Here is a 13,969-nt window from a genome sequence, read left to right as displayed (position 1 = left end):
CGACCCGGTAGCCACGGATGATTCCCGCCCCGATGTCGACCCGATACTGGAGCCATGGAGCACACCGTTCACCTCCCCGGCAGCGCCGATGTCCTGGCGGGCAGCCGCGGCGCGGCCCACCTGGCGGCCGAAGGCGTCTACCGCACCCTGGGCGACCGGCCCGTGCTGCGCGACATCTCCCTGACCGTCGCGGCGGGCGAGCGCATCGGCCTGATCGGTGAGAACGGCCTCGGCAAGTCCACCCTGCTGCGGATCCTCGCCCGGGGCCTGGCCCCCGACCGGGGCACCGTGCTGCGGGCCGTCACCGGCCGCGTCGGGTTCCTGCCGCAGGAGCCGGACTTCCCGGCCGACTGGGCCGTCACCGACGTACTGGACCGCGCGCACGCCGAACTCGACGCGATCACCGCACGGTTACAGGACCTCGAACAGCGCATGGCACACACCGAGGAAACCGACCCGGCCGGCCTCGACGCCCTCCTCGCCGAGTACGGCCGCGCCCAGGACGCCTTCGCCGACCGGGGCGGATGGGAGCGCGAGGCACGCACCGGGGAGGTCCTCGCCGTCTTCGGCCTCAGCGGCCTCGCGCCCGCACACCCGGTGGGGCGGCTCTCCAGCGGTCAGCGGGCCCGGCTCGCGCTCGCCGAACTCGTCCTCGCGCAGCCGTCCGCGCTGCTCCTCGACGAGCCCACCAACCATCTCGACGACCGCGCCACCGACTGGCTCACGGACTGGCTCAGCGGCTACCGCGGCCCGTGCGTCATCGCCTCCCACGACCGCTGTCTGCTCGGCGGCGCGGTCACCGCCATCGTCGATCTGGACGGCCCCCGCGGCTCGGCCGTGCGCCACGGCGGCGGCTACCACGACTACCTCGCCGAACGGCGCGCCGCCCGTGCCCGCTGGGAACGCGAGTACACGCGCTGGCGCGAGGAGACCGACCGTGTGCGGGAGCGGCTCCACCGGGCGGGCGCCGCCGGTGACCGCGGTGGCCTGATGCGGGACCGCGACAAGATGGGCTACGACCACGCGGGCGGCGGCGCCCAGGCCACCATCGCCCGCCGGACCCGGGCCGCCCGGCTCAACCTGCAACGGCTCCTGGAGCACCCTGTCCCGCGCCCGCCCGAGCCACTGCGCTTCCGGCCCCCCGCCACCGCGGCCGCGCCGGACGACGCCGCGGCCCCCAGGGAGCAGCCGGAGCGCACCCGGCCGCCGCTGCTGAGTGCCACGGGCATCGGCTTGGCCGACGTGCTCCGCGGCGTGGACCTCGACCTCCGCGAGGGCGACCGCGCCGTCGTCGTCGGCCCCAACGGCGCGGGCAAGTCGACCCTGCTGCGGGTACTCGCGGGTGTCCTGCCCGCCCACCGCGGTACCGTCACCCTGCGGGACGGAGCGTGGGTGGGATACCTGCCGCAGGAGACGGTGTACGAGGACGGCCACCGCACTCTCCTGGAGGTCTACGCACAACGCCGGGCCCTCGACCACGAGAGCGCGCACGCCGAACTCGGCCGCTTCGGGCTCTTCCGGCGCGGTGACCTCGCGGTGCCGGTGGACCGGCTGTCGACGGGCCAGCGCCGCCGCCTGGGCATCGCGGAGCTGTTCGCCGCCCGCCCGGACCTCCTGCTGCTCGACGAGCCCACCAATCACCTCAGCCTGCCTTTGGTGGAGCAACTACAGGAGGCGATCGAGGAGTTCATCGGCCCGATCGTCCTGGTCACCCATGACCGCGCCCTGCGCGAACGCTACGCGGACAGCGTACTCGAACTGACGGACGGCCGTCTGCGCCGCCCCGGCTGAGCAGCCCGCGCATGGGGCGGCGCCCCCGTCAGCCGCGTGCCGGCGCCGGGATCTCCGCGACCACGCCGTCCTCCGGACGCAGCCATCGGGTCACACCGATCGCGTGCAGGAACGTCTCGTCGTGGCCGAAGACGAACGCGCCCTCGAAGGCGTGAAGGACGTTCGCCGGACCGGCGGTCGCCGGCCTCGGCCCACCATGATCGTGGCCACCACGCACCCCGCCGATGTTCGGCTTCGCCGCTTCAGCAGGGGGTCAAGGTCCCGGTATTCGCCGGGCAGGTGGTAGTCCACGGCGCCGATGGCGTCCTCGTAGCTGTGGACCTCTTCCGAGATTCTTGCGTCGGAGGGCCGGTCGAGACCGGGATGCGGTTCCCGGGTGGCGGCTGCCCTGAACTCTGCCAGGGTGCCTGGTGAGCGGCGAGCTGAAGCCGTCCGCATCGGACCGGCGCAACCGCCGCTCCGTGAACGGAGCGATCGTCCTGCACGTTCCCGTCGACGCGATCAAATCCAAGTACACCCCCTACATGGCACGAGGAAAACCTGCTTGCCAGAACTCGCTCGTGAACGAGTCCGACCATGTCATTGTCGGCAAATTCGCCATCGAGTACAGGGGCGTTGTCCAGTACTACCTGATGGCCAGTGACGTCTTCCGGCTTCACCGGCTGCGCTGGGTCATGGAGACTTCCATGCTCCGAACTGTGGCGCGGAAGCATGGCTCCACGGTGTCGAAGATGGCGGCCCGCTTCAAGGCCAAGATCCAGACGCCCTACGGGCCACGCACTTGTTTCGAGGCTCGCATGCCACGGGACAACAGGAAGGAACTGGTGGTCCGATTCGGAGGGATTCCCCTCGAACGGCAGAAGACGGCGGAGCTGACCGACCGTCTGACCGGTCCCGTCCATCCCCACAAGGAGTTGATCCGTCGGCTCCAGGGAAATCGGTGCGAAGTCTGCGAGCAGGCTGGTGAGGTGGAGGTTCACCACATCAGGTCACTCAACGACCTCAGCCGACTGGACGGGCAGCCCGCCGATTGGATGAACCTGACGGCCAGGCGCCGGCGCAAGGCCCTCGTGGTCTGCGGCGCCTGTCACGAGCACATCCACACCGGGAAGCTGAACACGGCGCTCACGCAGTAGTCACTGGAGAGCCGGATGCCCGGCCGGGCCCGTCCGGTTCGGTGGGAGGCCGAGCGGAAAAGGCCCTGCGCAACAGGGACCTCGCCGCTCGGCCGACCCTACCCGCACCCTGCTGGACGAATGGGCCTACGCCCGCCCCTACCGATCAGAGCAGGAACGACGGGACGCCTTCCCCCACTGGCTGCACACCTACAATCACCACCGCGGACACACCGCGCTGAAAGGCCAACCACCCGCCAGCCGCGTCCCCAACCTCTCAGGGCAATACACCTAGCCAACTCCCCCCGGCCCCCGCCCCCCGGGACTTCACCGCATACCTGCACACCGCCCAAGGCGAAGCGTGACGCCGACGCTCGCTTTTGCCGACAAGCAGGCTGCGGCGAGAGCGGATCACGCCGGGAGGCGCGTAACAGGCACGTATCGGGGGCGCGATTCACGAGGCCGACGGTCGCTGCTGATGATCCAGCTTGATCGGTGCTTAGAGACACTGGCTCACTCCGTGACGAAGTCGGCCATCATCGCCATGTCCTCGTGCTCAAGGTTGTGGCAGTGCAGCAGAAACCGCCCCGGGTAGTCGGTGAAGCGCGTGACGATTTCCACGGACTCGGCGGGACGCAGATCCACGGTGTCCTTCCAGCCCGCGTCGTACGGGCCAGGCGGCCGGCCGTTGCGGGCGGTCACCTGGAAGTGGTTCAGGTGCAGGTGGACGGGGTGGTGGAAGTCGGTGACGAACCGCCACACCTCGGTGGTGCCGAGGCGGACGGTGGCCAGCGGCCTGCCTGGCTCGTAGGGGCGGCCGTTGATGGTCCATCCGGATCCGGCCCGCCGCTGGAAGTGGAAGGTACGGGTCGCCGCGGCCCGCTCGGGCCGCGGTGCGGGGATCGCCGAGAGCCGGTCCGGTACCCGGGAGTCGTCGGCCGGCGGCCGGGCCCCGGAGACGTCGAACCGCATGACGGCCGCCGTGCCGCCGATGCCCAGGCGGTTGACCAGCCGTACCCGCGTGCCGGGCCGGTAGCGGGCGAAGTCGACGACCACGTCGAAGCGTTCGGCCGGGGCGATGTCGAGAGTGTTGTGCGCGAGCGGCCGCTCCAGCAGGCCCCCGTCGCCGCCGATCTGCACCAGAGCGCCGCCGCCCGGCGGCGCGGGGTCGAGCGCCAGTCGGTAGCGGCGGGCGTTGGAGCCGTTGAGCAGCCGCAGCCGGTAGCGCAGCCGCTGGGTCTCGAACACCGGCCAGGGCGCCCCGTTGACCAGGATGACGTCGCCCAGGACACCGTCCATGTACCGGTCGGTGACGCCCGCTGTGCGCTGTCCGGCATCGAGCGCCGGGTACTGGAAGGAGCCGTCGGCGGCGAAGGACCGGTCGGCGATCAGCAGCGGGATGTCGCGCTCCCCTGCGGGCAGGGGCAGGGTTGCCTCCTCGTCGTCGTGGACCAGATGGAATCCGGCGAGCCCGTGCCAGACGTTCGGTCCGGTGAAGCCCATGCGGTGGTCGTGGTACCAGAGGGTGGCGGCCCGCTGCTCCATCGGGTACGTGTACGTCCGCTGCCCGGCAACGGTGTCCTGCGCGCCACCGGCCCCGGACATGCCCGGCATGCCTGCCATGCCTGCCATGCCTGCCGTGCTGTTCCGAGGCAGGATCAACGCGGTCGGGTAGCCGTCGCTGCCGTACGGGGTGTGTCCGCCGTGCAGGTGGACCACGGTCGGACGGGGCAGCTCGTTGCGGTGCCGCACCACCGTCCTCCGTCCGGAACGGGACACGATGGTGGGTCCCGGGAACGTCCCGTCATAGGTCCAGGCGTCGGTCTCCAGACCCGGGAGGATCCGCAGCCGCGCCGGCCGCTGGGTGATCTCGTAGACGTCCGCCGTGCCGCTCGTACTGACCGGTGCGAGCAGGGACGGCACAGGCAGCGGCACCTCGTACGGCCTCGGCAGCGGGGCCCGGCTGCGCAGCAGCAGCCCCGGCTGACCGGACGTCAGCGCCCCGCCGGCCACGGCCCATCCGCCCGCGGTGAGCGCGCCGCCGCCCACAGCCGCCGCGGCGAGCAGGCGCCGCCTGGTCATGCCGCCGCTCATGCGGACCTCTCCTCGGCAGCGGAGCCCTCGGTACGGGGGGACGGGGTCCATGCGGCCGCCGGACGCCAGGCCCGGACCAGCATCAGCAACGTAGCGGCGATGATGGCCACACCCAGCGGGACGTGAACGGCGAGCACCCGCCCGTACCCCATGGCTATCTGCCCGGCCTCCGCGCCGAAGAGCGCGACGGAGGCCAGGGCCGGCCAGCCCGGTCCGCCGCCCGGCCGCCACAGCAGCAGCGCGGCCGCGGTCTGCGCCACGGCGGTGAGCCCGGTGGCGGTGGCGTTGAGCGCGTGGAGGTCGAGGGCGGCGTAGTGGCCGGACAGGAAGCTTCCGGCGAGGACCGCCTGACCCAGAGCGAGGACGGCCTCGCAGGTCACCACCGTCCGGAAGAGCAGCAGGGCCCAGCGCCGCACCGGAGGACGTCCGGCGTTCGCGGGTGGGGGCGGCGCATGGACCTGGGGCGAGGTGGATGCAATCGATTTAGGCATGCACGAGATAGTGCCATATGGAACTGTCTTGCCGTAACCAATCTCAGCCTGCCCTATGCTGATGCCGATGAACCCGCCCGACTCCACCCCACGCTCGCCCGCCACCGGCCATGTCCGCGTCGGCCTGCTGCTCCGCCTCGCTCAGCGACGTGCTGCCCATACGTTCGCCGACGCCCTGCGTCCCCTGGGCATCGAGGGTCGCCACTACGGCGTCCTGCTCAACCTGGACCTGCACGGACCGCTCAGCCAACGCCGGCTCATCGACCTCACGGGCGGCGACAAGTCCTCGATGGTGCGCACGGTCGACGATCTGGAGACCCGCGGTCTGGCCGTACGCCGCCCCTCACCCACCGACCGCCGCGCCTACGCCGTCGAGATCACCGAACAGGGCAGGGCGCTGTTCGCCGAGGCGTCCGTCGTCGCCGACGACGTGGCCGCACGGCTCCTCGGCCACATGGACGAGGGCGACCGTGACCTACTCTGCACTCTGCTGGAACGCTTCGTGGCGGCCCCGGAGGTCTGACGCAGCGCCAAGTGCTCCGCTGGAAGCACGGTGATGAACCCGCGGGCCGGTGGGGGCTGGTCGCGCCCACGCGGCGGAGCCGCATACCGATACAGCCCCGCGTCCCTCGCAGGGGCGCAGTACCGCACTGGACTCTACCCAGGCTGCTTAGTTCGTGCGGGTCCTCGCGCTGTGAGATCAACGGCGTGTACACCACCGAGTATCCGACCGCAGAGCGATCTGGGTTTCGTTTGCCCTGGTGGGCTGTGGAGCGACTGCCGACGGGAAGTCCGGACGGTGCCGGACGAATGAGACCGGAGCGCCGGGTCTGGGGCCGATCAGCCCCCGTGATCAGCGGAAGGAGTGGCTGGAATCGCCACTGTTGACGAGGGGACGGAGCCACTCAGGGAGCGAGGCGGGTGTTCGAGTGATCGTCATGCTCGGGTGGGGCGTGCTCGCGTATCGTCCGTGGGGTGATTGATGCCACCGTGGCCGTCCGAAGCGATATCGCCGACAGTGTGCCCGGAAGACTGATCGATGCCTTCGGTCTTGGCGACGTGCGGGAGCGTCTTTATCTCGCTGATGGGCTGATGAACGCCAACTGGAGGCTGGACACGTCCGTCGGCATGTTCGCTCTGAAGCGGGTCACGGATGTTTCGCTGGAGCGGTTGCAGCGCAGTCTCGGGGTGCTGGCCGCCCTTACCGGCGATGGTGTCCCGGTGAGTGCCCCTGTCGCCACGGCCTCGGGGTCGCTGGTGGCGCAGGTCGGCGGTGGTGCCTGGTGCTTGTTTCCGTGGGTGGCCGGCTCACATATTCGGGGTGTTGATCTCAGCCGGGCCCAGGTGGGTGCGCTGGGCGCGCACCTGGGGCGCCTGCATGTGAGCCTGGGCGGGGCTTGCGGTCGAGGACTGCTGCCCGCTGTGCCCGAGACGATCACCGCGGACGTCACGTCGCCGGAGCGGGCGGTGGAGAAGGCCGAGCGGCTGTCCGCGGCCGTACGTGACAAGGGCACGGACAGTGACTTCGATCAAGCAGCCGCTGCCGCCTTGGATCACCGGCGGGCGCTCGTCTTCAAGTACGCCGATTATCGTCCGGTGTCTACGGCGCCTGAAGGTGACCACGGGTGGACGCATGGCGACGTGCAGTACCGGAATCTGCTCTGGGAAGGCGGGGAACTTGCCGCCGTCCTGGACTGGGACCGCCTCGCGGTGCGCCCGTACGCGGAAGAGGTCGTGCGGACGGCTCAGGTACAGTTCGGGGTGGGCGGAGTGTTCGACCCTCGCACGGGTGTCGGCGTTCGTCGAGGGGTATCGGTCTGTGGTGCCGCTGGAGCCGTCTGCGCTGGTGGACGGACCGACTGGATCAGGTCGAGGACGCGTTCACCGCAGGGTAGATCCCGAGGCGTTCGAGATCCGGCAGGCGGGGCTGGGCGAAGGTGGTCGCTCGTCGCCGCGCCTGCGGGCCCAGGTGGTGGTCAGCGGTGCGGATGGCCTCCGTCCACTCCTCCGCGCTGGCTTCGGCAGGAAGCACGATGCCCGCGTTGCCTATGGCTTCGGGGATGCCGCCGCGATTGGTGCCGATGCTCGGGGCCCCGTGCAGTGCGGCTTCGATGATCACGCGGGGGAAGGCATACTCCACTACGGACGGCACCAGCACGAGGCGGTGACTGCGGTAGAGAGGGCTCATGCCGTAGACCCGGGGCACGTAGGTCACATTGGGATAGCCGGCGAACTGTTCGGCGGTGTTCCACCAGCCTTCGACCAGGGTGAAGCGCTGTTCGGGCATGCGGCGGATGAGCTGGTGCAGGAGATCAGCGCCTTTCGCCGGGATCGGGTTGACCATGAGGACGGCCCTGGACCGCTCTCGGCGGTGCTGCCCCGGCCTGGGCGGCCTGAAGGGCGTGTACAGGACGGACAACCGAGTGCCGTCAGTCCAGGGCACCTGCCGGAGAACGAACTCGGAGACAGCCAGTCCATGGTGAGGGCGACCGGCGAGGACCCCGAGTCCCGTCTGGGAGATCGAGTGCAGGATGCCTGCGACGAGGGCGGCGGGCCGGGCTCGGGCGGCGATGTCGGACGTGCCTTCCCGCGAGGTGAACACCACATGCGGCCGCACCCGGGACAGCAGGCTCCGCACAGCTGACATGATCCGCTGCTGCGGTACGGCCATGCAGTCCAATTCGTTCCACCTGTAGCGCAGAGCCTCCCGGGATTCCTCGTACGCAGTGTTGTGCTCGTCGAGGAAGGTCCGCATGGGGGCGGTCTGCGGGGCCCGGTCCCAGGGCGCTTGGTGGGAGCCGAGATAGACGGTTCGCCATACGGCTGCCGCGTCATGACCGTCGAAGCCACCACCGCCAGCCAGGCCCTGCGCCGCCAGGTCGAGAACGCCTGGCAGGAACTGGAGCACGCCACCTTCGACGGCTTCACCGACACCGAAGCGAAACCTTCGCCGCCCTGCTGCACAAAGCGGAGAACAACCTCACCCGCGCCCTCGACTCCTGGGCCTGACACGCAGAGGGCCCATATGCCGGAAGAGCGTCAACAGCCCGGCGCTTCCCCTCCCCTTGTCCGAGCAGGCCGCACACCAGCGCACTCCCGGCCGCCCGTGGAACACTCACCGACCCCGGCCGCGAACGTGACGTGCTGGGTTCACAGGCGCACGATGACCAGGGCGGTGTCGTCAGTAGCGCCGCCGGGTGGGAGCAGGTCGTTGAGCACAGCGTCGGCGAGGGTTTCGGGGTCGTCTGCCCGGTGGCGCGCCAGGGAGTCGGCGAGCCGGGCGAGGCCGGTGTCGATGTCTTCGCGTCGCCGTTCGATCAGGCCGTCGCTGTAGAGAGCGAGAACGGCGCCTTCGCGGAAGGCCGTGACAGCCTGGATCCGGGGGCGTGCTGAGGGCGGGCGGCCAGTGGCGGGTCGGTGGCCTGGTCCAGGAACTCGACGGTCCCGTCCCTCTGTAGGAGCCCGGGCGGAGGGTGGCCGGCGCTGCTGTAGGTGATGGTGTGAGTCTCCCAGTCGATGAATGCCGTGGCCACGGTGGTGTTCTCGGCGCCGTCGACGGTACGGGCGTACACCCCGAGGACTTCCAGAGCGCGGGCGGGGCCTTCGGCGACGAGGGAGGCGGCGGTGAGGGCGCTGCGGCGGCTGACGATGATCGATCGGCACCCCGGAGATCCTCGCCCGGCCCTTGCCCGGTGTTCAGGGAACAGCCACGAACAACTGATGCACGCCCCGGGCAGACACCCGCGCACTCACGACGCTAGCGCCTACACCACTTGGCGGGACACCATCCCGGATGGTCATGTCCCCTGTGGTGGTGTAGCCGCGTCGGGGGGATCTTCGGTCGTGGGATAGACGGAGTCCATGCCGCCCTTTGTGTCATTGCAGTATGCGACTGGCTGAACACTCACGGGGTGACCACACGGAGCGCCTCGATGACCCGCGTGATGGGGGCGCGTAGGCGGTTGATGTCCGCACTGGCGAGAGGCTCGATGGGCGTGATCTCGCGCAACACGGTCATGCCAAGGAGTAGCGCCGTCATCAACTGTGCGCTGATTTCGGCATTATGCGACTCTTCCTGTGCCTGTTCAGCCTGCCCGGTGCTCCTGATCAGCGAGTGCGCGAATGCGCGGACAGCTCTTTCCCGAAGAAGGCGAACACGTGGATCGTCACCCATGTCCTGGACGAACAGCAGCAATGGATGCTGTCCGCCGAACTCGGGCCATGACTCGCGGTCAGTGAGGTGCAGCACCTGGCCAAGCAGATCGGAATCACTGTCTGCCGTGCCGGAAGGGGGCAGTAGTTCGGACGTCTCGTGCAGGACTGCCTCAAGGAGACCGTCCTTCGACCCGAAGTAGCGATTGATCAGCGAAACGTTGACACCGACATCTGCTGCGATGTCACGCGACGTGGTTCTCTCGTACCCCAGGACGGAGAACCGGCGTCGGGCCGCATGCAGCAGATCGGCTCGTGTTGCGGCCGCATCGCGACTGCGTGGCGTGGCGGGCGCGTTCTCTTGCGGCAATGGCTCCCCCGGCGAACGAGAAACAGTGGTCACGCTCCAGTGGTAGCACCTGCGCCGCTATGTAAGCAACTGTTGACTTGAGGGTGCGGGCATCCCTACGATCCGAAGTAAACAAGTGTTTACTTCGGAGGGGGTCTCATGCGTCACCTGAGATTCGACGGCAAAGTGGTCATCGTCACCGGAGCAGGTCGCGGCATCGGTCGCGCCGAGGCGGAGCTCTTCGCACGGCGGGGAGCTGCTGTCGTGGTGTGCGACCTCGACACTTCGCCGGAAGAAGCGCCGATCAGTGACGACCCGGCCGAAGAGGTGGTCGCTTCGATCCGGGACAGTGGCGGCGAGGCAGTGGCCTGCCATGACTCCGTGGCGACCAAGGTGGGGGCTGCCGGCATCGTCGCTACCGCTGTCGAACGCTACGGACGCATCGATGTGGTGGTCAACAACGCGGGCATCTTCGGTACGAAGCCGTTCGACGATCTCAGCCTCGATGACCTGCAAGCCCAACTGGACGTCCACGTGGCCGGGTCCTTCCTCGTGAGCCATGCGGCGTGGCCGTACCTGTGCACCACTGGCGAGGGACGCATCGTGAATACGGTCTCCGCCGCCGTATGGGGAGCCCCGGACGTGGTGCACTACGGAACGGCCAAAGGCGGGGTTCTCGGGCTCACCCGGAATCTGGCCGTAGCCGGGGCGCCACACGGAGTCGCGGTCAACGCGATCGCTCCCGGCGCCAGTACGAGGATGATGGACGCCGCCACCGCAGGCTCCATGGACACCGCACTCGTCGAGCGAATGCGCCAGACCATGCCGCCCGAACTGGTAGCGCCTGTCGCCGTGTTCCTGGCCCACCCTGCTTGCCGATTGACAGGCGAGGTGCTCACGGCAGCCGGCGGACAGGTGTCACGCATCATTGTGCAGCGAAGCCGCGGCATACACGACACAGAGCTCACTCCCGAGCGTTTGCTGACCGACCTCGACGAAATCCTCGACCCGGAAGGCAACGAATCCATCTAGTGCCGTGACCGCATAGGTTCGCCGGGGTGGTGGCCGGGGCGGTTGGATGTGCGGTGACGTCCGATCCGATTGCTGGAGGTGCGGTGGCCGAGCCTGTCCGTGTGCGCAGACTGACCGACCAGGAGGGGCAGAAGCTGCAGCAGATCGTGCGTCGGGGCAGCACCAGTTCGGTGCGCTACCGGCGCGCGATGATGCTGCCGGCCTCGGCCGGCGGGAACCGGGTGCCGGTGATCGCCCAGCTGGTCGGCTGATGCACCACCGCCGTCTCGCACGCGACTACGAGACCCGCTCCCACCGCTCCGAAGCCATGATCCATGTCGCGGTGATCGACCTCATGGGCCGACGGCTCACCCGCGCATCCACCCCGGACCGGCGCGGCTCCTGAACCGCTCAGAACAGCTTGCGGAGGATTACTTCGAGGGAGTACTCGGTGTGTTCCCGCGCCGTCTGCCCGGCGCGGTTCGCGTCGCCCTCACAGACCGCGGTGATGAGATCGCCGTGCTGTCGCGAGGAGAGCGCGATCTCCTCCGCGCTGTACAGCGCGGCGATGCGTTTGTTGAAGTGGAAAAGGCGATTGGCGCGGATCATCTCCAGCAGACGGCGGTTGCTGGAGGCGGCCGTGATGCTGTCGTGGAAGGCGTCGTTGCTGGAGACGCGGTCGCACAGGGAGTCCGCCGTCGGCGAGGTCATGCGTTCGCGCCACCCGGCGATCGCCGCACGCTCCTCGGGTGTGGCGCGCAGCGCGGCCAGCCGGGCGGCCTGGGCTTCCAGGCCGGCCCGGACCTCGTAGAGATGTGCCACCTCCTCCTGGGTGTACTCGTGCACCACCCAGCGCCGCCGCTGCGAGCGGATGAGGCCGTCGGCCATCAGCCGCTGCATGCTTTCCCGGACGGGAGTTCGCGAGACGCCGAGCCGGGCCGCTATCTCGTCCTCCACGAGCGGCGCGTTGGGCCGCAGTACTCCGTCGACGATCTCCTTGCGCAAGGTCCAGTAGACCTCTTCCGACCGGCGACGCGCCGACACCTTGCCGGCACTGCCCGATGAAGCGTCCGGATGCTGTTCCGTCACTGGTCCGTTCCTGTCCGCCGCGTTGCCGCCCTGGGCCCGTCGTCACCGAAGTGCCGGTCAGTACACGGGACGTTCGGCGTTCCCGGTGAGGCCCCGGTCCCAAGCGGGCACCGGCGGCGTGTAGTCGATCATGTGGGGTACCTCGATGTCCAGGTACAGCGGCCGCGGCCGCTCGGCGAAGTCGGCAACCCGGGCGGCGAGTTCGTCGGCCGAGCGGACCGCGTGGGCCTCCACGCCGCACGCCCCGGCGACGGCGACCGCGTCGATGGTACCGGGGTCGACGCCGAAGTAGCGACGGCCGGTGTAGAGATGCTGGAGCATCTTGATCCAGCCGAGGCTGTGGTTGGTGAACTGCACGAACAGCACCGGAAGTTCGAGACGGGACACCGTCTCCAGCTCACCGCACGCCATCGCGAAGCTGCCGTCGGCGGTGAAGGACACCAGCGGGACGCCGGGCCGGGCCATGGCCACGCCGACGGCCGCCGGTATCGCATAGCCCATGGGGCCGTGGCCACGGGGCACCACCACGGTGCGTCCGGCCTGTTGCTGCCGCCAGTGCACGGCGACATTGGGCGTGGGGGTGCCAGGATCGGCGAGGGCGGGCGTGTCGGAGGGCAGGCCGTCGCACACGATGCGGACCACCTCGTCCGGCAGCAGCCGTCCGCCGGTCACGGATCCGGCAGCCACCGCCGGGCAGGCGGGCTCCGGTGCCGCGGCGGCCGCCCGGACGGCCGTCAACCGGTGGGCGCGTTCGGTGTCGTCGATGCGGGTGACGGCGTCCAGCAGCTGGCGCAGGACGGTGTCCGCGTCGCCGGGAAGGGCGAGGGCCCCGGGGAAGTTGCGGCCGGCGCGTGCGGGGTCGATGTCGATCTGGATGACGGGCACACCGCCTCGGGCCGGTCCGGTCCAGCTGTTGGTGTCGGTCGCGTTGGCCCGGGTACCGACGAGAAGCACCGTGTCGGCCTCGCGCATCAACGCGTTGGCGCCGGGAAGGGCTCCGTTGTTGCCGACCACACCGATCGACCAGGGGCAGTCGCCGCGGACCGCGCCACGCCCGTGGATGGAGGTGGCCACCGCGGCGCCCAGCGTGTCAGCGAGTTGTTCGAGGGTGTCCCAGGCCCGGGAGATATGGACGCCGGAGCCCGCGAGAACGGCGGGCCTGCGGGCCTGGGACAGCAGCCGGGCCGCCTCGGCGACGGCCTCGGCGGGGGCCGCGGGACGCCGCGCGGGCAGGACCGGCGCGCCGGCGTCGTGGGCGGGGCGGGCCCGGGTCGGCTCGTCCAGGACGTTCTCGGGGACGATCAGCGCGACCGGTGCCGGGCGACCCGACACGGCCTCTTCGAGCGCTCGGGCGACCAGCTCCGGTAGTTCGTCGGCGTTCTCGGCCACCCGGGTCCACTTGGTGACGGCGGAGAACAGGGCGACCTGGTCGATCTCGGTCAGCGCGCCCGTGCCCCGGCTGCCGGCGTGGATGTCGGAGGTGATGAGCAGCACGGGCACCCCCGCCGCGTAGGCCTCACCGAGGCCGCCGACGACATAGGTCGTTCCGCCGCCGCTGGAGACCTCCACCACGCCCACCCGGTTGCCGCTGCGGGCGTAGGCGTCGGCCATCGCCGCCGCGTGCCGCTCGTCACGCGCCAGGATGTGCCGGATGTCGTCGGTACGCCGGTACAGCGCGTCGTACAGGGCCACGCCGGTGTCGCCTGGCACGCCGAACAGGGTTGTGACGCCTGCGGCCACGAGCGCGTCGACGAGCGCGTCGCATCCCCGGCGCTCACCGGGCGCGTGACCCGGCTCTGCGGCGGCCGGGTCGAGGGGCACCTGCTCGGGCTGGACGTCGTACACGGAGAACTCCAGGTGGTGGGCGCCGCGAGGCG

The 13,969-nt window shown here is 70.0% G+C and carries 11 protein-coding genes and 5 pseudogenes; 8 read left to right on the top strand and 8 right to left on the bottom strand.

Going from position 1 to position 13,969, the window contains the following annotated elements; genetic code table 11:
• Window positions 1-54 precede the first annotated feature (54 nt).
• The gene (locus tag AC27LF_RS38815; RefSeq protein ID WP_479663882.1) at window positions 55-1,791 is read left to right on the top strand and encodes an ABC-F family ATP-binding cassette domain-containing protein; all 1,737 of its coding nucleotides are present in this window, start codon (window positions 55-57) and stop codon (window positions 1,789-1,791) included.
• A 28-nt stretch (window positions 1,792-1,819) separates the two neighbouring features.
• Here the strand turns inward: AC27LF_RS38815 and AC27LF_RS38810 are convergent, their stop codons facing one another.
• Window positions 1,820-2,008 (bottom strand): hypothetical protein, encoded by a 189-nt coding sequence (locus AC27LF_RS38810; protein ID WP_479663883.1) that lies wholly within the window; start codon window positions 2,006-2,008, stop codon window positions 1,820-1,822.
• Between the two features lie 193 nt (window positions 2,009-2,201).
• On the opposite strand from AC27LF_RS38810, the gene AC27LF_RS38805 reads away from it, so the two are divergent.
• Together AC27LF_RS38805 and AC27LF_RS38800 are read left to right on the top strand one after the other, a co-directional pair.
• Entirely contained in the window at window positions 2,202-2,927 is a 726-nt protein-coding gene (locus AC27LF_RS38805; RefSeq protein WP_479663884.1) for a group II intron reverse transcriptase/maturase, read from the top strand.
• 103 nt (window positions 2,928-3,030) lie between these two features.
• Window positions 3,031-3,201 (top strand): annotated as a pseudogene (locus AC27LF_RS38800) (integrase core domain-containing protein); the annotation flags it as partial.
• A gap of 218 nt (window positions 3,202-3,419) precedes the next feature.
• Here the strand turns inward: AC27LF_RS38800 and AC27LF_RS38795 are convergent.
• Together AC27LF_RS38795 and AC27LF_RS38790 are read right to left on the bottom strand one after the other, a co-directional pair.
• Complete coding sequence (locus AC27LF_RS38795; protein WP_479663885.1) at window positions 3,420-5,000, bottom strand: multicopper oxidase family protein; 1,581 nt, start codon at window positions 4,998-5,000, stop codon at window positions 3,420-3,422.
• Window positions 4,997-5,491 (bottom strand): hypothetical protein, encoded by a 495-nt coding sequence (locus AC27LF_RS38790; RefSeq protein ID WP_479663886.1) that lies wholly within the window; start codon window positions 5,489-5,491, stop codon window positions 4,997-4,999. Before AC27LF_RS38790 ends, AC27LF_RS38795 begins: the two co-directional genes overlap by 4 nt.
• 67 nt (window positions 5,492-5,558) lie before the next feature.
• Here AC27LF_RS38790 and AC27LF_RS38785 point away from each other — a divergent pair, with 67 nt between their 5' ends.
• Both AC27LF_RS38785 and AC27LF_RS38780 read left to right on the top strand, forming a co-directional pair.
• Window positions 5,559-6,014, top strand: coding sequence for a MarR family winged helix-turn-helix transcriptional regulator (locus AC27LF_RS38785; RefSeq protein ID WP_479663887.1), 456 nt, complete (start codon window positions 5,559-5,561; stop codon window positions 6,012-6,014).
• 569 nt (window positions 6,015-6,583) lie between these two features.
• Window positions 6,584-7,183: pseudogene (locus AC27LF_RS38780) on the top strand (phosphotransferase); the annotation flags it as partial.
• A 172-nt stretch (window positions 7,184-7,355) separates the two neighbouring features.
• On the opposite strand, the gene AC27LF_RS38775 reads toward AC27LF_RS38780, so the two are convergent.
• The 3 genes and pseudogenes from AC27LF_RS38775 to AC27LF_RS38765 form a co-directional block, all read right to left on the bottom strand.
• The gene (locus tag AC27LF_RS38775) at window positions 7,356-8,399 is read right to left on the bottom strand and encodes a glycosyltransferase (protein WP_479663888.1); all 1,044 of its coding nucleotides are present in this window, start codon (window positions 8,397-8,399) and stop codon (window positions 7,356-7,358) included.
• A gap of 242 nt (window positions 8,400-8,641) precedes the next feature.
• Window positions 8,642-9,129, bottom strand: a pseudogene (locus AC27LF_RS38770) (PP2C family protein-serine/threonine phosphatase); the annotation flags it as partial.
• A 266-nt stretch (window positions 9,130-9,395) separates the two neighbouring features.
• Window positions 9,396-10,046, bottom strand: coding sequence for a TetR/AcrR family transcriptional regulator (locus AC27LF_RS38765; protein WP_479663889.1), 651 nt, complete (start codon window positions 10,044-10,046; stop codon window positions 9,396-9,398).
• A gap of 105 nt (window positions 10,047-10,151) precedes the next feature.
• Between AC27LF_RS38765 and AC27LF_RS38760 the strand changes: the two genes are divergently transcribed.
• From AC27LF_RS38760 to AC27LF_RS38750, 3 genes and pseudogenes are all read left to right on the top strand, one after another.
• On the top strand, window positions 10,152-11,024 hold the full coding sequence (locus AC27LF_RS38760; protein ID WP_479663890.1) for an SDR family NAD(P)-dependent oxidoreductase: 873 nt from the start codon (window positions 10,152-10,154) through the stop codon (window positions 11,022-11,024).
• Window positions 11,025-11,107: 83 nt separating this feature from the next.
• Window positions 11,108-11,269, top strand: a pseudogene (locus AC27LF_RS38755) (IS630 family transposase); the annotation flags it as partial.
• Window positions 11,254-11,409: pseudogene (locus tag AC27LF_RS38750) on the top strand (IS5 family transposase); the annotation flags it as partial. The pseudogenes AC27LF_RS38755 and AC27LF_RS38750, both read left to right, overlap by 16 nt.
• Window positions 11,410-11,414: 5 nt before the next feature.
• Here the strand turns inward: AC27LF_RS38750 and AC27LF_RS38745 are convergent.
• Together AC27LF_RS38745 and AC27LF_RS38740 are read right to left on the bottom strand one after the other, a co-directional pair.
• The gene (locus AC27LF_RS38745; protein ID WP_479663891.1) at window positions 11,415-12,092 is read right to left on the bottom strand and encodes a GntR family transcriptional regulator; all 678 of its coding nucleotides are present in this window, start codon (window positions 12,090-12,092) and stop codon (window positions 11,415-11,417) included.
• A gap of 57 nt (window positions 12,093-12,149) precedes the next feature.
• On the bottom strand, window positions 12,150-13,937 hold the full coding sequence (locus tag AC27LF_RS38740) for a thiamine pyrophosphate-binding protein (protein WP_479663892.1): 1,788 nt from the start codon (window positions 13,935-13,937) through the stop codon (window positions 12,150-12,152).
• Window positions 13,938-13,969: the final 32 nt, after the last annotated feature.

The organism is Streptomyces diversicolor (assembly GCF_057537855.1).
Note: the sequence above shows the minus strand (reverse complement) of the source record. Positions and strands in the feature narration are given on the sequence as shown.